The organism is Dactylosporangium sp. NPDC049525 (assembly GCF_040676755.1).
Classification (GTDB): domain Bacteria; phylum Actinomycetota; class Actinomycetes; order Mycobacteriales; family Micromonosporaceae; genus Dactylosporangium.
Genome location: NZ_JBFAPO010000083.1, coordinates 17,208 through 38,427, shown reverse-complemented (window position 1 = coordinate 38,427; position 21,220 = coordinate 17,208). Strand labels below are relative to the sequence as shown.

Sequence of the window (21,220 nt, the reverse complement as noted above, 5' to 3'; positions counted from 1 at the left end):
CCGGGTGCACCGGTGAGTACGCTTGAGGGGCCAGTTCTGTCGTCGGAACTGCCGGGACGCAGGACGGCACGGGGGCGGCGTGAGGCGGCACGGGCACAGGGTGGACCTGCGCGGACGCGGGACGGGCACGAGCGCGGGGCGGTACTGCGCGGATGCGGGACGGGCACGGACACGGGGCGGCACGGGCGCGGGGCGTTGCGGCGCGGACGCGAGGCGGGCACCGGCTGGGGCGGCACGGGCGCGGGCGCGGCGCGGCGCGGCGCGGCGCGGGACGAGACGGCGCGGGTCAGCGCAGCGCGGCACGAGTCACGTCCACGGCGGGCACGGACCAGCGCGGTGCGGCCTGGGTCAGAGCGGACGGCCTGCGTCAGCGCGACAGGTCCCGGGCGCGCTGCGTGGGAGGCCCGCGGAGCAGTGGAAGACCGGTCCTGCGCATCATCTGGACACTTCCGACCGCGCCACCTGCCGGTGCCGGTGTCGAGGTGCGGCCGGGCGCGGAGCCCAGGTGCGACCGGCACGCTCTCAGCACCGAGGGTGGAGCCTGAGCCTGCGTGGCCGCCAGGATGCGGGGACGGCGGATCCTGGTCCGGGTGGTGCTGCCTGGTGCAGAGGATGCTGGCACGGCTGGGTCTCTGATGTGGCTGCGCCGGACCGGTTCGGTGGTTGCGGATCGGTGCGCGGGCAGAGCGGCACCGGCAGCCGAGGCGTCGTCCGCTCGGCTGTGCGGCACCGATCCCGAGGTTGCATCGGCTCGGCTGCTCGACCCTGGGCACGCTTCGACCGTGGGGCGCTGCGGCGCGGGATGAACGACATCAGCCCGACTCGCCGGCGTGGGTGCTGAGGCGGCCATCGCCGGGCTTTGCGACGTGGGGCGTGCGGCGTGTTGCGGCGTGAGGGACGCGGATTTCGCTGGGGCGCGCGGCGCGGAGCCTGTGGCGGTGTCGACCGGTCGGCGCGGCACAGGACGCGCATCGGTCGCTGGACGTTGCGGCGCAGGTGCCGCAGCCGCAACCGCCGGACCACCCGACACGGGACGAGCCTCGACCGCCCGACGACTCGGCGCAGACGCAGGCACCGCCACGGACGCGGTCACGGGCGCCGCCACAGACGCGGGCGCAGGAACAGACACAGGTGCAGGCGCCGCCGCAGACACAGGCACCGCCGCGGACACAGGCACCGGTGCCGGTGCGTCCAGCTCTGCCAGCAGCCGGGCATTTCGCAGCCGGGTCAGCTTCGTCGCGTGGCGGGCCGCCAGCCCGTGCGCGCGAGCCGCAGCGAACTCCGCCCGCACCCGCGAACGCTCCTCACGCCGACGCGACCACTCGGCCTGCGACGCCGCGAACCGCGCATCCCAATCGATCGAACCGGGCGATGCAGAAGACCCGGAATCCGGTGCGTCCAAAGAGAAATACGGTCGTGGCACGTGCCGCCTCCCCCCGGTAGGCGCTACCTCACCATTCTCGAGGCCGCACGCCGCCACGTCCAGCGCGATGACTCCCCGTGACCACCCCCGCACCCACAACAGGCCGCGGAAACGTCAGGCGAAGGTCCACCGCTGGTTGGTGCTGGCGGCGCAGTCCCACAGTTGCAGCGGGGTGCCGTTGGCGAGGTTGGACGACTGGACGTAGACCCACTTGTCGCCGATGCCGGTGATCCGGTTGCCGGCGGTGGGCGGGGTCGTGCTGCCGGTGGTGTACGCGAAGACGGCGAAGGTGTGGAAATCGTCGGCGAGTGCGCGGCCGCCGGACAGGGTGGTACTGCCGGTGAGCGGGTTGCCGCCGGAGTAGCCGGGGCCGTGCAGGGTGCCGTGGACGGTGCCCGGTTCCTTGCCGACGTTCTCCATGATGTCGATCTCGCCGCTGGCCGGCCACGGTTGGTGCCGATGTCGTCGCCGCCGACGTCGTGCTTCCACTTCGACGCGTCCGGGCCGGCGTGCTCACAGGTGCTCCCAAGGGGTCCGGGATTGATCGAGTTCACGCTATGGAGAGAGCGCTTTTAAGGTCAATCGCCGCACCTCAAGGGCACCGTACAGCCGGGCTTATCATTTCCTTTGGCGGTCGGGCGGGACGGTGAACAGGTCCCCCGGCTGGCAGTCCAGGGCCTCGCACAGGGCGGTGAGGGTGCTGAAGCGGATCGCCCGGGCGTGGCCGTTCTTCAGCACCGACAGGTTGGCCAGGGTGATGCCCACCTTCACGGCCAGGTCGGTGAGTGTCATGCCGCGCTCGGCGAGCAGCCGGTCGATGTGCACCTCGACCCGGTGGTCGTCGGCCGGTGGCATCAGATGACCTCCGCGAGCTCGGCCTGCAGCGCCCGCCCCCGGTTGATGATCTCGGCGAGGGCGAGGAAGCCGAAGCCGCAGAAGCACCACACCAGCGGCACGTCGGCGCCGGTGTTCGGCGGGTCGGCGACGACCGTGGTGGACAGCGCCAGGCCCGCCCACAGCTCGGCGTAGAAGGCCAGGAGGCTGCCGAGGAACAGGACCCAGCCGACCAGCCGCAGCCGCCGCACGTTGGCGGCGGCGAACGGGTCGCCGCGGCGGGCGGCGCGGACCACGAGCAGCAGCATGACCAGGGTGAACACGGCGAGCACGAACCACGGCAAGCTCTGCGCGGCGTGCCAGGCGACCTGTCCCGCGCTCGGATGGTCGACGAGGACCTGCACGTCGCTGCCGGGGTCGAGCCGTACGCCGGGCAGCAGGCCGGTCACGGCGTCCGGCCGGACCGTCACGCCGGCGCCGACCGCGACGGTGATCGGCTCCCGGGTCACCATCGCCCACACGTTGATCACCGCCACCACGGCACTCACGCCGAGCGCCGCGTACAGCAGCGACTGCAGCTCCGTCAGATAGTCGCGACGGCGCCAGCGCGTCAGTATCCACCGCATCCGAGCCTCCCTTATCGATTTTCGATATACCGATAATCGATAAGGACCGGTGGGCTGTCAAGCGGTCCGGTCAGGGACGGACACCCGGTGACGTCGGCCGCTACGATGAGCGTCGCTGCGTCGACACGCGGCAGTGCGCCGTCCCCACCTGGATCTTGACTTGCCGGGAGGCTCCACCCGTGCCGACGAGCGACTTGAGCCACCACCAGGACCACCCGCAGCCGGACCCGCGGCTGGACGCCAACATCGTGTCCCCCGCCCGCCGCTGGAACTACTGGCTCGGCGGCAAGGATCACTTCCAGGTCGACCGGGACTCCGGCGACCGGATCGCCGGGGCGTATCCCGCGATCCGCATCGCCGCGCAGGAGGGCCGCGCCTTCCACAACCGCACGATCCGCTACCTGGTCCGCGAGGCCGGGATCCGGCAGTTCCTCGACATCGGCACCGGCCTGCCCGCGCCCGACAACACCCACGAGGTCGCGCAGGCGATCGCGCCGCAGTCCCGGGTCGCCTACGTCGACAACGACCCGATGGTCCTCGCGCACGCCCGGGCGCTCATGATCGGCTCGCCGGAGGGCGCCACCAACTACATCGACGCCGACCTCAACGACCCCGCCGCGATCCTCGGCGCGCCCGAGCTGGCCGCGACCCTCGACCTGCGCGAGCCGGTGGCGATCCTGCTGTACGCGGTGCTGCACTTCATCCGCGACGACGAGCACGCCCGCAAGGTGGTCGGCGACCTCCTCGCCGCCGTGCCCGCCGGCAGCTACCTCGTCGCGACGAACTCGACGAAGGACTTCGTCCCGCCGCACGTCGGCGCCATGTACGAGCAGATGCTCGCCAAGGGCCTCGTCGACGCGTGGCCGCGGGACAGCGCCACGTTCGGCCGGTTCTTCGACGGCCTGCAGCTCGTCGAGCCGGGCATCGTGCCGATCAGCGAGTGGCGCCCGGCGACCACCGAGCACGCGTCACCGGCCGAGGTCTCCATGTACGGCGCGGTCGCCGTCAAGTAGACCCGTCGGCGGTCCCGCTGAGGGACACCACGTGCGGTTTGGGCCGGTCGTCGACGACGAGCCGGAACACGTCGGGACGGTTGTAGTGCCCGGCCGGGTCGAACAGCCGCCGGCGGGCCCGGCCGTCGTCGAGGTCGAGGTCGGCGTACAGGATGCCCTCCTCGCGGATCAACGGGCCCGCCAGGACCGTCCCCGCCGGGTCGACGATCGCGGAGTACCCGCCCAGCATCCAGTCGCCGTGCGGCTCGGCGCCCCGCCACAGCCGCTCGCGGTCGGGGACGTCCTCGGGTACGTCGCTGAACCGCGCCGCCGGTGCCACCCCGATGACATGACAGGCGCCCTCCCGGGCGATGTGGCGCAGGCTCGCCACCCACGGCTCGTGCGTGGCAAGTGTCGGCGCGACCCAGATGTCGACGCCCTGGGCGTACACCGCGAACCGGGCCAACGGCATGAAGTTCTCCCAGCAGATCAACCCGCCGACCCGGCCGAGCGCCGTCTGATGCACCTGCAGGTCGGAGCCGTCGCCCATCCCCCACACCAGGCGCTCCGCGTGGGTCGGGACGAGCTTGCGGTGCCGGCCGAGCAGGGTGCCCTCATCGTCGAGGTACACGATCGTGTTGTACACGGTCCCGCCGTGCTCCTCACGTTCGTTGACCCCCATCACGAGGTGGACGCCGGCATCGCGGGCGGCCGCGCCGAGCCGGTCGGTCACCGGTCCCGGCACGACCACCGACTGCTCCAGCAGCCGCAGATGCCACGCCCGGTCCTCACCGGGCAGCACCTCGTCGACCCAGGCGGGCCACGCGGGCAGGAACGCCTCGGGAAAGACGACCAGCCGCGCGCCGCCGGCCGCCGCCGCCCCGATCAGCGTCTCCGCCTTGTCGAGGCTGGCGGCGAGATCCAGGAAGACCGGGGCGGCCTGGACGGCCGCCACCCGCACCGTGGCCACCGCTACCGGTCCGCGGGCTTGCGGATGACGGCCTCCAGGTAGTCCATCCGCAGCACAAGGGTGCCGTCGCCGGCGACGTTGTACCGCTCGGCGATCTCGACCATCTCGGCCTTCAACGCGGCGGCGCGCTCCTCGTCCAGGGCCGCGAGGGTCCTGGTGACGGGGCCGTAGAAAGTGGCGAAGAACTCCGCCTGGTGCGCGGCGGACGGGTACCGCCACAGGAACTCCCGCCGCGGCGCGGTGATCCCGACGGCCGGGCCGAACAGCTCCCGCAGCCGCCCCTCGTCGCCCCACTGCGCCGGCGGCCGCAGCCCGGCCGGCGGCGGCACCTGCCTGCCGATGGCCCGGAACAGCTCCGCGACGTAGCTGTCCGGGGTCCAGTTGACCATGCCGATCCGCCCGCCGGGGCGGCAGACCCGCAGCAGCTCCGCCGCCGTCTGCTCCTGGTCGGGGGCGAACATCGCGCCGCACGTGGACAGGACCGCGTCGAAGGACGCGTCGGGGAACGGCAGCGCCTCGGCGTCACCCTCCTGGAAGGTCGCGTCGAGCCCTTCGGCGTCGGCCCGGCGTCGGGCGCGTTCCAGCAGCGCCGGTACATAGTCGACGCCGACGACCTGACAGAACCGGCGGGCGGCGGCCAGGCTCGCGTTGCCGTTGCCGCACGCGACGTCCAGGACGCGCTCGCCGGCGCGCAGGTCGACGGCCTCGCACAGCAGTTCGGCGGTGAGCAGCAGCCGCGTGCCGACGGCCGCGTAGTCGCCGGCGGCCCAGGCGGCCTGCTGGCGCTGCTTGACAGTGACGGTGTCCATGATGGTCCTTCCGCTCGTGCGGCCCGCTGCGGTGCGGGCCGGTCAGCGAAAAGGTAGGACGCGGGCAGGGGTGCCCGGATCGGGATCGCTCCCTAGTTGTGGCCGCCGGGCTCCCCATCTTTGCCCGGCTGCCCCTCTTTGCCGGGCCCTCCAACTTTGCCGGGCTTCTTGTCGTTGCCGGGCTTCTCGTTGTTGCCGGGCACGAGTCCGAGCCGGTGGGCCGCCGCTACGGCCTGGTGGCGTGAGCCGGTGGCGAGCTTTGCCAGGAGTGCGGAGACGTGATGCCCGACGGTTCTCACCGACAACGAGAGCCGCGCGGCGATCTCGGCGTCGGTCAGCCCCTCGGCGAGCAGCCCGAGGACCTCGACCTGCCGCGCGGTGAGCCCCGCCGGGTTCGCGGCGGTGGCGCGGATCGGCCCGCGCGGGATCCGCGAGTTGCCACCGGCGCGCAGCCTGCGCCGGACCCGCTGGGCGGCCTGCCGCGCGCCGAGACCGTCCAGCAGCGCGAGGGCGGCGAGCCCGGCGTCGTCGCTGTCGCCGGATGCGAGCGCGAGGGCTTCCTGGTACGGGCAGCGCAGCGCCCGCCACGCACCCGCCGCGGCTCGCCAGTCACCGGTCAGCAGCAGCCGGTACGGCTCGGCCACCACCGCCGGCACACCGCTCAGCGCGCCCGCCTGCCACAACCAGAACGCCAGCTCACCGGTGAACCACGGGTGCGCGGCCCGGACCGCGAGCTCGTACTGCGCGGCCGCCTCGCCGGCGATCTCGTGGTCGGCGCCGCGCAGCCAGGCGTGCTCGGCGCGGGCCGCCGCGACCTGCGCGGTCCATTGCAGTTCGACGGTGGCGTACCCCCGCTCCGCCGCCTCCCGCAGCGTCGCGGCCGCGGCAGGGTCACCCCGGCGGGCCTGGAGCAGCCCGAGCGGCACGAGCGCGTCGACGAACCTGGCACCGCCGGCGACGCGTTCGGCGAGCGCGGCGCGGGCGTCGTGCTCCGCACCGGGCCAGTCGCCCTCTTCGAGCCGGGATCCGGGCGCGGTGGCCGAGGATGTGCTGCGCGTACCCGGCGAGCTCGTGGGCCTGCACGAACACCAGCGCACGGTCCAGGTCGCCGCGGGCGTGCCGGTGGTCGCGCATCTCCGCGCCGATCGTGGCGAGGTTGCACAGGGCCCGGGCGGCGTCGTCCTCGAGGCCGGCGGCGACGGCGAGGTCGAAGGCCTCGTCGAGGTCGGCCCGCCCGCCGGAGTCACCGCGGAGAATCTTGGTGGAGCCGATGTTGGTCAACGCGTGGCTGAGCGTCTCCCGGTCGTCGAGGCGCCGGGCGAGGTCGATGGCGCGGCCGGCCCAGGCGGTGGCAGCCTCGAGACGGTTGGCGAGCATGTCAAGCTGGGCCTGGTTGCTGTACGCCATCGCCAGCTTGCGTTCCGCCGTTGCGGACTGCTTCGCTGTTGCGGACTCGTTCGCTGTGGACTCGTTCGCTGTTGCGGACTCGTTCGCTGTTGCGGACTCGTTCGCCTGGGCGGATTGCAGGACGGTGACCGCTCGGGCGGCGGCCGCCTCCGCTTCGGGGCGGTTGCCGTCCCACCAGTACAGGCGGGACAGCCGACGCAGCCCGTCGCCGAGTTGCTCCAGGTCGCCGGCGGCCTCCCGCAGTGCGAGGGCCTCGCGCCCGGCGGCGACGGCCTCGGCGGACAGCCCCGAGAGGTAACACTCTGCGGAGTACCCCTCGAGCAGTTCGGCGCGGTCCGGGATGCCGCCGGCGAGCGGCAACACGGCCCGGTAGTGTTCGACGGCCTCCCGGTGGGCGGCGACCGCGGCCGCCTGCCGCGCCGCCTCCGGCGCGTACCGCAGGACGGCCGCGGTGTCACCGGCCTCCCGCGCATGATGAACCAGCCGGGCCACGTCAATCCCAGACCCACCGGCGCCGGCGAGGACCCGCAGAATCCGCCGGTTGAGATCGCGCCGGGCCATGGCGGACAGCGAATCCTCGACCGCGCGGCGCAGCAGCTCGTGCCGGAACCCGACCGTGTCCTCCCCCGCGACGAGCAGCCCCGCCGCCATCGCGGCCTCGACCGCAGCCGGCGACGCACCGTCCAGCAACCACAACTCGGCCGTCGTCGGCACGACCGCGACGAGCCGCACGACGTCGCGGGCGTCCGGCGGCAACGCCGCGAAGCGCGCGACGGCTAGGTCACGGACGGTCAACGGCACCCCGGCGGTTCCCGCGGCCAGGACCTCGGTGACCAGCAGCGGGTTCCCACCGGTCAGCGCCCGCAACCCAGCCGCGGGCCGCCCCGCTCGCCGGGCCAGCTCGGCCACCGCCCCCTCCGACAGCGGCTCGAGATGGACCCGGCGCACCGCCTGCGCCGGCAGCAGCCCGACGACCGTCCTCAGTGGATGGTCGATGGGGAGTTCGTCGTCGCGGTAGGTGACGACGAGCAGTGCCTTCGTCTGGGCGATCCGCCGGCCGAGGAACACGAGCAGGTCCAGGGTCGCCTCGTCGGCCCAGTGGGCGTCCTCAACGACGACGACCGGCGTGCGGTCGCTGCGCTCCAGCTCGTCCAGCAGCGCCGCGAACAGCTGCTCCCGCGGGCCGCCGGCGGCGAGCAGCCCGGCGAGGGCACCGCCGGTGCGTCGGCCGACGTCGTGCAGCGGGCCGAGGGCCCGCGGGGTGAGCAGCGGGTCGCAGGCACCGAACAGGAACCGGGCCCGGGTGGCGTGCCACTCGCTGAACCGCCGCACGAGCGCCGACTTGCCGATGCCCGCCTCGCCTGCCACGAGCATGACACGACCCGCCGTCGCCGCCGCGTCGAGGGCGCCGGCGAGCTCGTCGAGCAGCGGATCGCGTTCGAGCAGGTCCGTCACAGCGCGACGGTACCGCGCATCAGCACCTGTTACGCGCACCCGCTGCCGCGCGCCCGCACCCACTGTCGGCGCGCCCCGCACCCGCCCGCTGCCGAGCAACCACTGTCGCGCGCCTGCACCTGCTGTCGGCGCGCCTACACCCGCTACCGCGCACCTGCGCCCGATGAACCGCACGCCGCACCCGGTGCCGCGCCGGCAACCGATGACGGGATGGGCAATGCCGGGACCGCGGAACGTCACGGCAATGAGATCGAACGAGTGATCCGGTGGTGCGCCGGCCGCTTTACTGGCACCTTACCCCAGTGCACCTAATTGATCTCCGATGGAGTTACCGTCCGTAGCTTACCGTAACAACACCACGGTCGGCATCCGTCACAGCCTCAGCGGCACCAGCGGCACCAGCGCCGACCGTCTCCGCGCGGCGGGCCGCCCACCACAGCAGCACCGTGACCCCCACGGTAGCCAACCCCCACAGCGTGAACCGTACCCCTGCCGCGGCGTCGATGCCGTTGCCGGCCGTCACCAGCGGCGGCAACAGGTCCACGGACGTGCCGAGCAGTTCGGCCGTGCGGGCAAGGGGCGTATTACCCGGATCGGCAAGCCAATGGAACCGTTCGAGCGGGTGCACGTCGGACACCAGCGACATCGTGTACGCATAGGCCGCGCCAAGCTCAGCAGCGACCAGCAGCGGCCACGACGGCAGCCGTTGCAGGAGCACCGCGACGTAGTACGCCAGCAGCGGAACCGTCACCGACAGCAGCCGTCCCGGCGGGGAGAAGCCGCCCGGCCAGTTCGGGTAGGTGGCAATGAGCACCGCATACGGCACGGCCGTACCAAGCAGCACAACGTTGATCCGGCGGTGGGAGCGGTGGGCACCGGTCGCGCACAGCAGGATCCCGGCGCCCGCGAGGACCAGAACAGGGAAGTTCGACAGCATCCCGAAGCGGCCGTCGAAGGCAAGGTAGAGCAACCCCCGCAGCGGCGACTGCCGCAGCAGCCCCTCACCGAGCGCGTCGGTGCTGCCGGGCGCGGGGCTCACCGACCGGTACATGACGACGTTGAACATCTCCAACCCGATCGCGAGGACCGCAGCCGGCACCAGCGCCGCAACCAGCACCCGACGGCCGCGCAGGCACACCAGTACCAGGACCGCGAACGTCACCGGGAAAACCGCGTACCGGCCATGGATCCAAGGCAGGTAACCAATCCCCGCAGACGCAAGCACCAGCCGCCCAAGAGAAGCAGAAGACGCAGCAGACCCAGAAGAAGACAGCAGCACCCGCGCGGCGTACACGAGCGCCAGCATGCCGAGAGGCTCGACGAACAGCATGGAGGCGTACACGTACACCGGCGAACCCAGCACGAACAGCACCGTCACGAACCCGGCATAGGGGGTGCGGATGCCGTGCTCACGCTGCAGGCGGTAGACGTTGACGACGGTCAGCACCGCCGCGACCAGCATCACCAGGTGCGCGCCGCCCCGCCCCCACACCAGGAACGGCAGCGCGAACAGGAGCGGCGCGCCGACGTTGTGGAACGGCACGGGCCGGCCGTCGACGACGGCGACGTGCGCGTCGATGTCCGCCGGGTAGTAGGACCAGTAGTCGCGGTGCTCGTAGACCGGCGTGGGGTCGAACGTGTGGTATTTGACGATCGCCTGGGCGAGGGCGAGGTAGTGCGGTTCGTCGCCCATCGGCAGGCCCGGCAGCCGCAGCCGCACGGCGACGCCGAACACGATGACGGCGAGCGCCACCAGCCCTGCGAGGACGGTGCGGTCGGCGCGCTTCCAGGGACTGATCATGCCGACGGAGTGTGCCGAGGATGTGGTACGGGCACCGTCAGCGATCGTTTGACCGAGCCCTTACCTGGCGGCTGGCATGCTGGTGCGGGGCAAGGTGGCAGGGAAACACGCGGAGGGGATGGCATGCGGGTGCTCGTGGCCGACGACGAACGGCTCATGGCCGACACCATCGCGGCCGGGCTGCGCCGTCAGGCGATGGCGGTCGACGTCTGCTACGACGGTGACGGCGCCGTGGAGCGGCTCGGTGTCAACCGGTACGACGTCGCGGTGCTGGACCGGGACATGCCGGGGCGCACCGGCGACGAGGTGTGCCGGTGGATGCTGAGCACCCGGAGCACCACGCGGGTGCTGCTGCTGACCGCAGCCGGCGGGATCCGGGACCGGGTCGAGGGGCTCGGCCTCGGCGCCGACGACTACCTGACGAAACCGTTCGCGTTCGCCGAGCTCGTGGCCCGCATCCACGCGCTCGGGCGGCGGTCCACGCCGGCGGTACAGCCGGTGCTCGAACACGACGGCCTGGTGCTGGACGTCGGCCGGCACACCGCGGTGCGCGACGGGCGGGTCCTCGGGCTCACGCCGAAGGAGTTCGCGGTGCTGCACGTGCTGCTGCGCGCCGGCGGGCAGGTGGTCAGCACCGAGGAACTGCTCGAACAGGCGTGGGACGAGCACGCGGACCCGTTCTCGCACGTGGTGAAGGTGACGGTGATGACGTTGCGCCGCAAGCTCGGTGACCCGCCGGTCATCCAGACGGTGCCGCGGGCCGGCTACCGGATCGGGGCCGAGTGAACCTGCGCACGCCGCGGCGGCGGATCCTGCTGCTCGTCGCCGGTGCCCTGGCCGTCGGGTACGCGGTGCGGTATGCCGCGGACACGTACACGTTCACGCCGACGACGTTCCGGTTCCTCGCGTTGTTCTGCGACCCGCAGCTGTCGTTGTGCGGCGCGGCGCGGGAGCAGGCGTGGTGGCTGCTGCCGTACGGCTTCGCGCTCCTCTCGGCAGTCGTGCTGCTGCGGTTCGCGGCGCCGCGGGTGACCACGTGGGTGCTGCGCCCGCTGCGGGACCTGGTGCCGGTCATCGCGCAGCTCGGCCCGCAGAACCTCGGGCACCGGATCCGGGCCGGCGGCACCCGGCGCGACGAGTTCGCGGCGCTGTGCATCGCGGTCGACGACATGATGGACCGCATCGTCGCCGGTTACGAGGGGCAGCGGCGCTTCGCCGCCAACGCCTCCCACGAGCTTCGCACGCCCCTGGCGGTGCAGCGCACCCTGATCGAGGTCGGCATGGGGCAGCCGCTGACCGACGAGCAGTTCACGTTGTTGACGGCGCAGCTGCTGCAGACCAACGAACGCAACGAACGGCTCGTCGACGGGCTGCTGGTGCTCAGCGAGGCCGATCAGGGTCTCGCGGTGCGCCTGCCGCAGCGCCTCGACGACATCGCCGCCGGGGTCGTCGCCGCGCACGGCGCGCGGGCCGCGGCGGCCGGGGTGCGGCTCACGTCGCAGCTGCGGCCGTGCACGGTCCGCGGCGAGGAGGTGCTCCTCGAACGGCTCGTCACGAACCTGGTCCAGAACGCGATCAAGTACAACCACCGGGGTGGGACCGTGCACGTGCGGGTCGGCGACGACGCGGAGCTCACCGTCGTCAACACCGGGCAGCAGGTGCCGGCGCACGCGGTCGCGGAGCTGTTCGAGCCGTTCAAGCGGCTCGCCGCGGACCGGATCGACCACAGCGGCGGCGCGGGGCTCGGCCTCGCCATCGTCCGCTCGATCACCCAGGCGCACGCCGGCACGGTGACCGCGACCGCGCAGGAGGGCGGCGGGTTGCGGGTGGAGGTGCGCCTGCCGGTCGAGCTCGGGTGACGGGCGTCAGCCGTGCAGGTATTCCGCGACGGCGGCGGCATACGCCCCCGGCGGCAGGGTCAGCGGGGACGGGACCGGCGGGGGCGGCGGCAGGGCGGCGGTCGCGGCGCTGAACGTGCCCCGGTGCGCCGCCGACGAGTGACCTGCGGGGGTGAGCCAGTACCGGTCCGCGGTCACGTCATACGCGGCGAGACCGGCGGCGCACAGCCGGTCGAGGGCGCCGGTGAACTCCGACTCGTTCGGGATCGAATGGTCCAGGTAGTCGGCGACGGCGATCACCCCGCGCAGCGTCGAACCGGTCGCGGCGTCCTGGCCGGAGATCGACCGCAGCAGCCACACGTCCGACGGGGTCCACGCGGTGTCCATGCGTCGCAGCGTAGTGCCGGCACCGCCCGGGGGCCGAAAAAGGGGTGATGCGCGCGCAGCCGCGCCCCGGCGGGCCGCGGGCGGGACCACGCTGGGCTCATGCACCGCGTCACCAAGCTCCTGCTGCTCGTGTCCGTCGCCCTTGCGGGTGGGTGCACCCGGTCCGCCGGCGGCGCCGAGCCGGCGCCGTCCCCCCGGGTGACGTCCGCGACCGGCACGTTCGCCGCGTACTCGCCCGGCGCGGCCGCGGTCACCTACGACCCCGCTCTGGTCCCGGTGGGGGCGGTCGCCACGGTGAGCATCACCCAGACGTCCTCGGACAGCCGGGTCTGGTTCACCGTCGCCGGCCTGCTGCCGAACCGCGGTTACGGCGTCCACCTGCACACGAACCCGTGCGGCGCGACCGGCGCGGACGCGGGGCCGCACTACCAGCACAAGCATCCCCCGGTCCCGCCGTCCGCGCCGTCCCCGCATGCCGCCGCACCCGCTCCGGCGTCGGCATCGCCGGCCGGGGCGTCGCCGGCGCTCGGGCCGGTGTCCCCGCCGGCGGCCGGGCCGGCGTCGGCCGGTGCGTCGCCGGCAGCGGGATCGGCGTCGGCGCAGGTGTCGCCGCCGCCGGCGAACCCGTCGTACGCGAACCCGCAGAACGAGGTCTGGCTCGACGTCACCACCCGCGCCGACGGCCGGGGATCGTCGGTGGCCACCCACCCGTGGACGTTCTCGCCGGCTCCGCGGTCGCTGGTCATCCACGCGATGCCGACGAAGACCGGACCGTCCGACGCCGGTGACGCCGGTGCCCGGGCCGCCTGCCTGACCCTGCCCGCGTGACCGCACCCGATCCCACCGCACCCGATCCCGCCGCACCCGAGGACGCCGCACCCGAGGACGAGGTGCCCGAGGACGAGGTGCCCGAGGACGAGGACGCGGTGCCGGACCGGATCGCCGTGCCGCTGCCCCTCGGCGCGCGTGTCCTCGTCTGCGGGGACCTGCACCTCGGCTCCCGCGCCACCGCGGCGTCCGCGCGTCTCGAGCGCGACCTGGTCGCCCGCCTCGCCCGGTGGGACGGGCCGGGCGCGGTCGTGCTCAACGGCGACGTCGTCGAGCTGTGGGGCGAACCCGGCGGCACCGTCGAGGCCGCCCTCGACGCCCACCCGGACCTGACCGGGGCGCTGCGGGCGTTCTCCGCGGCACCCGGCCGGCACGTCGTGGTGGTCGTCGGCAACCACGACGCGCCGGTCGCGTGGGACGGGGTGTCCGCCGGTACCTTCGAGGAGCGCATCGGCGCCAGGTGCACGCTGTCAGTGGACCTGGAACTGGACACCCCGGCGGGACGGCGGGTGGTGCGGTGCGAGCACGGCCACGCGTACGACCCGGCGAACGCGCTGCGCGACCCGCGCAACCCCCTGGACTCGCCGCTGGGGCAGCACATCGTGCAGGAGGTCCTGCCGGAGGTGCGCCGCAGCCCCATGCTCGCCGACGTGGCCGCGCTCGCCGACCCCAACGCCGTCGGCCAGTTCGTCGCGTCCCGGCTCGTGTACCGCCGCCTCGGCGTACACGCGTGGTGGCTGCTGCTGCCGCTGCTGGTCGCGGCGCTGCTGCGGATTCCCGAGCTCGTCCACCTGCTGTCGGGCTCCGGCAGGCTGCGCTGGCTGCCGCACTGGACGGCCCTCGCGGCGGTAGGGCTGCTCGTCGAGGCGGCGCTGCTGGTGATGATCGCGGTCCTGATCGCGCGGGCCGTGTACACCGCGATGGCCAGCAGCCGGCTCGGCCCCCGCGGCATGCACCTCAACGGCACGCCCCGGGCCGTCGCCGCGTCGCTGTGCGCCGACGGCCTCGCCGGGTTCGTCACCGGTCACACGCACCAGCCGGAGCTGGCGGCGGTGCCCGGCGGGTTCTACGCCAACAGCGGCTGCGGCACCCGGTGCGTGGAGGCCGGACCGGCCCGGTGGTTCCTGCCGCCGGTGTTCACCGCGGTGCTGCGGCGCTCCTGGGTGGAGCTCGACGCCGACCGGGACACCAGGGACGTCCGGGTCCAGCTCGTCGTCGGCGAGTCCGCGGCCGGTGAGGAGACCCGCCTCGAACGGTTCGCCGCCCGCCGCCGGCCCACGGCCGTGCCGGACACCCCCGGCGTGGTCGGGACCCTCCCGGGGGAGGCCGGGTGGCCGCTGCTGGAGACCGGCCTGCAACGGCGGATCCGTGACGAACGGGTCCGCCGCGTCGCCGCGTGGGCCGTCGCCGCCGTCGCCGTGCTCAGCCTGGCGTCGGCGCTGACGACACCGCTGCGGGGCCGGCTCGCGGCGCTGCTGGGTGCGCTGCCGGTGGAGGTACCGCAGGCGGCCGCGGCCACGGTCGTGTTCGCCGCCACGGCACTGCTGCTGCTCGCCTGGGGGCTGCGCCGCGGCCGGCGGCTCGCGTGGACGGTCACGGTGCTGCTGCTGGCCGCGACCGCGGTCCTGCACGTGCTCAAAGGCATTGACGTCGAGGAGGCGCTGCTCGCCGCCGCCGTCGCCGGGTGGCTGCTGTGGCACCGGGCGGCGTTCCCGACCCGGCCCGACAGCCGGCAGATCCGCCTGGCCACGGTGGCGCTGCTCGGCGGCGGGCTGCTGGTCGCCGCGGTGTCGACGGTCCTGGTGCTCGTCGCCGGCGAACGCGGGGTCACCGGGCAGACGGCCCGCGCGGTCGCCGGGCGGCTCATCGGGGACCGGGTGACGCCGCTGCCGTCCACGATGCCGCTGCTGGCGCCGGCCCTGTACGCGGCCGGGCTCAGCCTGCTGCTGCTGATCGGCTGGCTGCTGGTGCGTCCCCGGCTGCACCGGCCGCCGAGCCCGGCGGAGCACCTCGCGGACCTCGACCGGGCCCGGCGGATCGTGGCGGAGCACGGCGGTGACACCTTGGCGTACTTCGCGCTGCGCGAGGACAAGTCGTGGTTCTTCACCGGCGACTGCGTCGTCGCCTACGCCGTGCGCGACGGCGTGTGCCTGGTCTCCCCCGACCCGATCGGCCCGCCCGAGCAGTGGGCCGCGGCGTGGGCGGAGTTCACCGCGTTCGCCGACGCGCACGGCTGGCCGGTCAGCGTCGTCGGGGCCGGCGCCGGCTGGCTGCCGGTCTACCGGGCCTCGGGGCTGCGCCCGGTGTACCTCGGCGACGAGGCGATCGTCGACTGCGGCACCTTCACCCTCGACGGGCGGGCGATGAAGGGGCTGCGCGGCGCCTGGAACCGGGTGCAGCGCGCCGGGTACACAGTGCGGTTCTACGACCCGGCGGCGCTGCCCGACGACCTCGTCGGGCAGCTGCGGGCGCTGATGACGCAGAGCCGCCGCGGCGAGGTCGAACGCGGCTTCTCGATGACGCTGTCGCGGCTGTTCGACCCGCGCGACACCGGGCTGCTCCTGGCCGTGGCGCACGGGCCGGACGGCCGCCCCGGCGGCTTCTGCCACTGGATCCCGGCTGCCGACATCTCCGGCTGGTCCCTGGACGTGATGCGCCGCGGCACCGCGGAGGACCTGCCCAACGGGCTCACCGACTTCATCATCGTGGAGACGATCCAGCAGCTGCGGGCGTGGGGCGCGTGGGGCCTCGGGCTCAACTTCGCGGTCATGCGCCAGGTGCTCGCCGGCGAACGCGGCGGCGGGCGGCTCAGCGACCTGCAACGCCGGCTGCTGCACCGGTTCTCCGACTCGATGCAGATCGAGTCGCTGTGGCGGTACAACGAGAAGTACCGCCCGTTGTGGCGGCCGCGGTACCTCGTGCTCAGCGGCCTGAGCAACGCCCCCGTGCAGGGCCTCGCCGTCGCCGACGCGGAAGGGGTCGCCGAACTGCCCGTCATCGGCCGCCTCCTCGGCCACCCGGACCGGCCGCCGGAAGCGCCGGACTCGTCGGCGGCTTCGGCGGCATCGGCAGCGGAGCCGGACTCGGCGGAGTCGCAGTCGTGAGCCTGGCGCCGGCCGTCGCGCTCGCGTTCGCCGCCGCCGGCGCGGTCGGCTACGGGATCGCGTCGGTGCTGCAGGCCGCCGGCGCCCGCCGCGACCCGGGGATGCTGCAGACCCTGCGGGACCCCGTCTACCTCGGCGGGGTCGGCCTGGACCTCCTCGCCTGGCTGGCGTCGCTCGCCGCGCTGCGGACCCTGCCGGTGTACCAGGTGCAGGCGGTGCTCGCCGGTTCCCTCGCGGTCACGGTCGTGGTGGCCCGGTTCGCCCTCGCGGCCCGGCTGCGGGCGGTGGACGTGGCCGCGGTCGCCGTCACCATCGCCGCCCTCGCGCTCCTCGCGGCCGCGGCCGGCCCGCAGGACGCGGCGGAACCCGGCGCCGCGACCCGGTTCTGGCTGGCGGCGGCCGCGGTGCCGGTCGCGGTCGCCGGGTGGGCCGCGGCCCGGTGGTGCCCGCCGGACGTCAACGGGGGCGTGACCGGAACCCTCGCCGGGCTGGCGTTCGGCGGTGCCGCACTGTGCGCCCGCGCGGTCACCCTGCCGGCGAGCCCGTGGCAGAACCCGGCCGCGCTCGCCGCCGAACCCCTCGTCTGGGCCCTGGCAGGTTTCGGTGTCACGGGGACGCTGCTGTACGCCCACGCCCTCGAACACGGTCAGGTCGGCCCGGTGACCGCCCTGCTGTGGATCGTCGAGGTGCTCGTGCCGTCCGGGGTCGGTGTCGTGCTGCTCGGCGACTCGGTGCGGCCCGGCTGGGGCGCCGTCGCGGTCACCGCGGTCGCCGCCACCGTCGCCGCCGCGGCCGTCCTCGCGCACGCCCCCGCGAACGCCGCCGCCACCGCCCCGGCCACCGCCCCGTCCACGGCCCGGTGACCGGCCTCCCCGGCCCGGCGCCAGGCGCCACCGCCCCGACCCGCCGCGTGCCAGCAACCGGCGCCACCGCCCCGACCCGCCGGCCGGCGACCGGCGCCACCGCCGTGGCTGTGGCTGCGGCTGCGGCTGCGGCTGCGGCGCGGTGACCGGCGTCGCGCTGTCCGAGCGGACGGTGCGGTGGCTGCTGCTCGCCCTGGCCGCCGCGGCGGGTTGCCTCGACGCGGTGTGTGTGAGCCGGCTCGGCGGCGTGTTCGCCAGTGTCGTCACCGGCAACCTGGTCCAGCTCGGCCGCGCCGCCGCCACGGCCGACGGCTGGGCGGCCGCCGGTGCGGCGGTCGCGGTCGCCAGTTACGCCGCCGGAGTCGCGGCCGGCACCACCGGACTGCGCTCCCAGACCACCAAGCCGCGCGCCCAGACCACCGAGCCGCACCACCCCGTCGCCGGACCGCACCAGCCTGCCGCCGGACCGCACCACCAGACCACCGAGCCACGCCAACCCGCCGCCGCAGGGTGGTGGCGGCGCACCACCATGGTCGCGGCCGGCGAGACGGCGCTGCTGGCCGGTGTCGCCGTGGGGTGGCAGGCCACCGGCGCGCGGCCCGGGCACGCCGCCACCCTGCTGCTGCTCTGCGCCGCCGCGGCGGCGATGGGTGTGCAGAGCGCCGTCACCCTCGGCTCAGGCGTCGCCGGCGCGTCGACGACCTACCTCACCGGCACCCTGACCAGCATGGTCCGCCATGCCATCACCGGGCCGCACGCCGTCACCGGCACCGGCGGCGCCGCCCGGCTCGGCGCGCTGCTGTGCGGCGCCGCGGCCGGCGCCGGCGTCCTGCGGGTCGCGCCGCTGTGGGCGCCGACCCTCGCGGCCGCGCTGGTCGCCGCCGCCGTCGCCACCGCGCTCGTCGCCGGGGCGCGGTTCAACTCAGGACCGCGGGCCTGAGCACCTCCTCGCACCACTGGCGGAAGCTCGTCGGGGTGGTGGACGCCCGTGTGCGCGGCTCGGCGTTGTCGAGGCCGTCGTCCTTGGCCAGCATCATGTCGAGCATCGCCTGCGCCATCGCGTCGGACGCGCCGCGGGCGGTGAACGCGGCCTTGAACTCCCCGGGCGGGGTCTGCTGGAAGCGGACGGGCCGGCCCAGCACCTCGGACATGATCCGCGCCTGCGCGTGAAACGACAGGTCCTGCGGGCCGAGCACGGCGACGCTGCCGGTGCCGGTCCACGACCGGTCCAGCAGCAGCCCGGCGGCGACGGCGGCGATGTCGCGGGTCGCGCACGTCGGGGCGGTGCGGTCGCCGGAGACCGGGGAGGTGAACACGCCCCGGTCGCGGATCGTCGCGGCCTGGCGGAGCAGGTTGTCCATGAACGACGGCAGCGCCAGGGCCCGGTAGTGCGCGCCGGTGCCGGCGATCAGGTCGTCCATGGCGAGGGACGCGGTAACGAGGCCGGCGCGGTGCGCCTGCGGGGTCCCGCGGCCCAGCGCCGAGACCCCGACCACGTGGGTGACGCCCCGCTGGCGGACGGCGTCGCACGCGGGCCCGGTGAAGCCGGCGTAGGCGTCCTCGGCGCTCGCCGCGGTGAGGTTCGGCGGCACGACCCAGAACACGGCGGCGGCGCCCTCGAACGCGTCCATGACGACGTCGGGGTCGCCGTGCGAGCCGGGCACGACCTCGACCCGTTCGCGGACCCCGCCGGGGAGGCGGGCGGGGTCCCGGACGATCACCCGGACCGGCGCGTCGTGGTCGAGGAGATGGGTGAGGACCTGGCGGCCGATGCCGCCCGTGGGCGTCGTGACAACGATCATGGTGCCGAGTCAACGCGGCGCGGCGCCGGACCTGAAGGACCGATCCGGGCAGGATTGATACCCTGGTGATATGAGTGACCTGGAGGTGCGGCAGCTGCGGTACTTCGTGGCCGTCGCCGAGGAGCTGCACTTCGGGCGCGCCGCCGACCGCCTCGGCATGGCGCAGCCGCCGCTGTCACGGGCGATCCGGGATCTGGAGCGACGCCTCGGCGTGCCGCTGCTGGAGCGCACCACCCGCCACGTCGCGCTGACCCCGGTCGGGGAGGTCTTCCTCCGTGACGCCCGGACCGCCCTCGACGCCGTCGCCGCCGCCGCGGCGCGGGCCCGGCACGCCGGGAGTCCCGCACCGGGGCTGCGGGTCGCGCTCAAGGCCGACTACGACGCGGGGATGCTGCCGCGGATCCTCACCGCGTACCAGCTGCAGGGGGCTGCGCTGCCGGTCGAGGTGCTGCTGGGCGGGCGGGGTGAGCAGGTGCCGGCACTGCGTGAGGGCCGGGCAGACGTGGCGCTGCTGCAGTCCCCGTACGACGACCGCGGCCTGGACGTGGAAACCCTGCTGACGGAGCCGCGCCTGGTCGCACTCGCCGCCGGCGACCCCCTCGCCGCGCAGCCCCGGCTGTGCCTGGCCGACCTGAAAGGCCGGGTCCTGCCCGACGGCGCACCCGCCGACCGCGGCGACGACCGCCCCGCGCGCCGCCGGCCGGCACCCGCCGGGACGCCGCAGCTGGACCTCGCGCAGATCTTCAACCTGATCGAGCTGGGCAGCGTCGTGTGGTTCCCGCCGGCGTCCGTCGCCAGGCGTCACCCCCGGCCCGAGATCGCCTATCGCCCGGTCGGCGACCTGACGCCGAGCACCCTGGTGGTGGCGTGGCCGCAGGACTCGCACTCCCCTGCCGTCGCCGCGTTCGTCCACGCCGCCCTGAGCGTCGCGGCGACGCCGTAGTCGCCGGGTGCCGATCGACCTGCGCACGCAACCCCATTGACGTGCGCTTCGGCGGTGCGAACGTCGACCTGGGGACTGCCCTGAGCGAGGGTCAGGTGCCGTCGCGGTAGGCCTGCGGCGACCGCCCGAACGTCGCCGAGAACAGCCGGCTGAAGTGGGCCTTGTCCCGCAGTCCCCAGCGGGCCGCGACGGCGTGGATCGGGGTGCCGCGGTACAGCGGGTTGGTGAGGTCCTGCCGGCACCGTTCGAGGCGCCGGGCGCGGATCAGCTCCGCGACGGAGGTCTGCTCGTCCTGGAACAGGCGGTGCAACGTCCGCACCGACACGTGGTGCGCCGCCGCGACCGTGCGCGGGTCCAGGTCCGCGTCGCCGAGGTGGGCGTCGACGAACGCCGTGACGCGGGCCCGCAGCGCGTCGCGCTGCACCTGCGCGGGCAGGGCCCGCTCGACGTCGAGCTGCTGCGCGATCGTCGCGGCGATCAGACTGAGCGCCGTCGACCCCAGAAACGCGGCGTCCGAGGGCTGGTACTGCCCGGGATGGCGGGCGATCTGCAGCAGGAACCCGGCGAGCAGCGCACCCATGCCCTCGCCCGACGGCAGCCGCGCGGCCAGCAGCCGGCCCACCTGGTCCCGCGGCACCGGCAGCAGCGCGTGCGGGATGAGCACCGTGACGGAGCTCGCGAGCTCCGGCGCCGCCGACCCGGACGCGACGGGGTGGTGCGACGCCTCGTGCGGGCGGGACGTGTCCAGCAGCGTGAAGTCCGCGGGCCGCAGCGCCGACTCGCGGTCCTGCTGGGCGATCGCGCTGCGCCCCGACGTCGGCAGCGCCAGCTGGTACAGCTCCGGGTCCGATTGCCGGATCAGCCGCGACGTGCGGGAGGTGTCCAGCGACGGGTAGCGGAACGAGGTGAGCCGCAGCTGCCCGAGCTCCGTGATCTGCGCCCACCCGTTGAAGGCGCCCGCGTGCGCGCTGGAGATCCGCTGCGGCGCGGCCTCCCGGGCCACCAGGTCCGCCCAGAAGTCGAACCGCTCCGCCGCCGGCAGCTCGGTCACGTCCACGGTGTGTGTGATGAGCATGCGGCAACACCCCGGGGGTACCCGTCGGACGGCGATCGGTCCCGCACAGTACATGCGGCACTG

Annotated in this window: 19 protein-coding genes; 8 read left to right on the top strand and 11 right to left on the bottom strand. The window is 74.4% G+C overall.

Annotated elements, in window-relative coordinates:
• Positions 1 to 1,537: 1,537 nt before the first annotated feature.
• From AB0K00_RS52710 to AB0K00_RS52700, 3 genes are all read right to left on the bottom strand, one after another.
• The gene (locus tag AB0K00_RS52710; protein ID WP_363538423.1) at positions 1,538 to 1,912 is read right to left on the bottom strand and encodes a family 16 glycosylhydrolase; all 375 of its coding nucleotides are present in this window, start codon (positions 1,910 to 1,912) and stop codon (positions 1,538 to 1,540) included.
• 129 nt (positions 1,913 to 2,041) lie between these two features.
• Complete coding sequence (locus AB0K00_RS52705; RefSeq protein WP_363538422.1) at positions 2,042 to 2,278, bottom strand: helix-turn-helix transcriptional regulator; 237 nt, start codon at positions 2,276 to 2,278, stop codon at positions 2,042 to 2,044.
• Positions 2,278 to 2,883, bottom strand: coding sequence for a DUF2975 domain-containing protein (locus AB0K00_RS52700; RefSeq protein WP_363538421.1), 606 nt, complete (start codon positions 2,881 to 2,883; stop codon positions 2,278 to 2,280). The genes AB0K00_RS52705 and AB0K00_RS52700 overlap by 1 nt, the downstream gene beginning before the upstream one ends.
• A gap of 179 nt (positions 2,884 to 3,062) precedes the next feature.
• Here AB0K00_RS52700 and AB0K00_RS52695 point away from each other — a divergent pair, with 179 nt between their 5' ends.
• On the top strand, positions 3,063 to 3,896 hold the full coding sequence (locus AB0K00_RS52695) for an SAM-dependent methyltransferase (protein WP_363538420.1): 834 nt from the start codon (positions 3,063 to 3,065) through the stop codon (positions 3,894 to 3,896).
• On the opposite strand, the gene AB0K00_RS52690 is transcribed toward AB0K00_RS52695, so the two are convergent.
• From AB0K00_RS52690 to AB0K00_RS52670, 5 genes are all read right to left on the bottom strand, one after another.
• A complete protein-coding gene (locus AB0K00_RS52690; RefSeq protein ID WP_363538419.1) occupies positions 3,889 to 4,845 on the bottom strand; it encodes a carbon-nitrogen hydrolase family protein in 957 nt (318 codons plus the stop codon). The genes AB0K00_RS52695 and AB0K00_RS52690 overlap by 8 nt on opposite strands.
• 2 nt (positions 4,846 to 4,847) lie before the next feature.
• Positions 4,848 to 5,654, bottom strand: a complete 807-nt coding sequence (locus AB0K00_RS52685; protein WP_363538418.1) for a class I SAM-dependent methyltransferase — start codon at positions 5,652 to 5,654, stop codon at positions 4,848 to 4,850.
• Positions 5,655 to 5,746: 92 nt separating this feature from the next.
• On the bottom strand, positions 5,747 to 6,580 hold the full coding sequence (locus AB0K00_RS52680; RefSeq protein WP_363538417.1) for a LuxR C-terminal-related transcriptional regulator: 834 nt from the start codon (positions 6,578 to 6,580) through the stop codon (positions 5,747 to 5,749).
• Positions 6,546 to 8,516 carry an AAA family ATPase gene (locus tag AB0K00_RS52675; protein ID WP_363538416.1) on the bottom strand — a complete coding sequence of 657 codons (1,971 nt, stop codon included), beginning with the start codon at positions 8,514 to 8,516 and terminating at the stop codon, positions 6,546 to 6,548. Before AB0K00_RS52675 ends, AB0K00_RS52680 begins: the two co-directional genes overlap by 35 nt.
• A 328-nt stretch (positions 8,517 to 8,844) precedes the next feature.
• Positions 8,845 to 10,317, bottom strand: coding sequence for a hypothetical protein (locus tag AB0K00_RS52670; RefSeq protein WP_363538415.1), 1,473 nt, complete (start codon positions 10,315 to 10,317; stop codon positions 8,845 to 8,847).
• 123 nt (positions 10,318 to 10,440) lie between these two features.
• On the opposite strand from AB0K00_RS52670, the gene AB0K00_RS52665 reads away from it, so the two are divergent.
• Both AB0K00_RS52665 and AB0K00_RS52660 read left to right on the top strand, forming a co-directional pair.
• Positions 10,441 to 11,103: a response regulator transcription factor gene (locus AB0K00_RS52665; RefSeq protein ID WP_363538414.1), complete on the top strand. Its 663-nt coding sequence runs from the start codon at positions 10,441 to 10,443 to the stop codon at positions 11,101 to 11,103.
• Complete coding sequence (locus AB0K00_RS52660) at positions 11,100 to 12,176, top strand: HAMP domain-containing sensor histidine kinase (RefSeq protein WP_363538413.1); 1,077 nt, start codon at positions 11,100 to 11,102, stop codon at positions 12,174 to 12,176. The genes AB0K00_RS52665 and AB0K00_RS52660 overlap by 4 nt, the downstream gene beginning before the upstream one ends.
• 6 nt (positions 12,177 to 12,182) lie before the next feature.
• Here AB0K00_RS52660 and AB0K00_RS52655 read toward each other — a convergent pair whose 3' ends face one another.
• Complete coding sequence (locus AB0K00_RS52655) at positions 12,183 to 12,542, bottom strand: hypothetical protein (protein WP_363538412.1); 360 nt, start codon at positions 12,540 to 12,542, stop codon at positions 12,183 to 12,185.
• Between the two features lie 99 nt (positions 12,543 to 12,641).
• On the opposite strand from AB0K00_RS52655, the gene AB0K00_RS52650 reads away from it, so the two are divergent.
• The 4 genes from AB0K00_RS52650 (at position 12,642) to AB0K00_RS52635 (ending at position 18,277) form a co-directional block, all read left to right on the top strand.
• Complete coding sequence (locus AB0K00_RS52650; protein WP_363538411.1) at positions 12,642 to 13,370, top strand: hypothetical protein; 729 nt, start codon at positions 12,642 to 12,644, stop codon at positions 13,368 to 13,370.
• Positions 13,367 to 16,474 (top strand): phosphatidylglycerol lysyltransferase domain-containing protein, encoded by a 3,108-nt coding sequence (locus tag AB0K00_RS52645; RefSeq protein WP_363538410.1) that lies wholly within the window; start codon positions 13,367 to 13,369, stop codon positions 16,472 to 16,474. The genes AB0K00_RS52650 and AB0K00_RS52645 overlap by 4 nt, the downstream gene beginning before the upstream one ends.
• Positions 16,471 to 17,337, top strand: a complete 867-nt coding sequence (locus AB0K00_RS52640) for a hypothetical protein (protein ID WP_363538409.1) — start codon at positions 16,471 to 16,473, stop codon at positions 17,335 to 17,337. Before AB0K00_RS52645 ends, AB0K00_RS52640 begins: the two co-directional genes overlap by 4 nt.
• A gap of 142 nt (positions 17,338 to 17,479) precedes the next feature.
• A complete protein-coding gene (locus AB0K00_RS52635; protein WP_363538408.1) occupies positions 17,480 to 18,277 on the top strand; it encodes a DUF1275 family protein in 798 nt (265 codons plus the stop codon).
• Here AB0K00_RS52635 and AB0K00_RS52630 read toward each other — a convergent pair.
• Positions 18,255 to 19,139: an NAD(P)H-binding protein gene (locus tag AB0K00_RS52630; protein WP_363538407.1), complete on the bottom strand. Its 885-nt coding sequence runs from the start codon at positions 19,137 to 19,139 to the stop codon at positions 18,255 to 18,257. The two genes, AB0K00_RS52635 and AB0K00_RS52630, sit on opposite strands and share 23 nt — an antisense overlap.
• Before the next feature lie 70 nt (positions 19,140 to 19,209).
• On the opposite strand from AB0K00_RS52630, the gene AB0K00_RS52625 reads away from it, so the two are divergent.
• A complete protein-coding gene (locus tag AB0K00_RS52625) occupies positions 19,210 to 20,082 on the top strand; it encodes a LysR family transcriptional regulator (RefSeq protein ID WP_363538406.1) in 873 nt (290 codons plus the stop codon).
• Positions 20,083 to 20,173: 91 nt separating this feature from the next.
• Here the strand turns inward: AB0K00_RS52625 and AB0K00_RS52620 are convergent, their stop codons facing one another.
• A complete protein-coding gene (locus AB0K00_RS52620) occupies positions 20,174 to 21,157 on the bottom strand; it encodes a helix-turn-helix domain-containing protein (RefSeq protein ID WP_363538405.1) in 984 nt (327 codons plus the stop codon).
• Positions 21,158 to 21,220 lie beyond the last annotated feature (63 nt).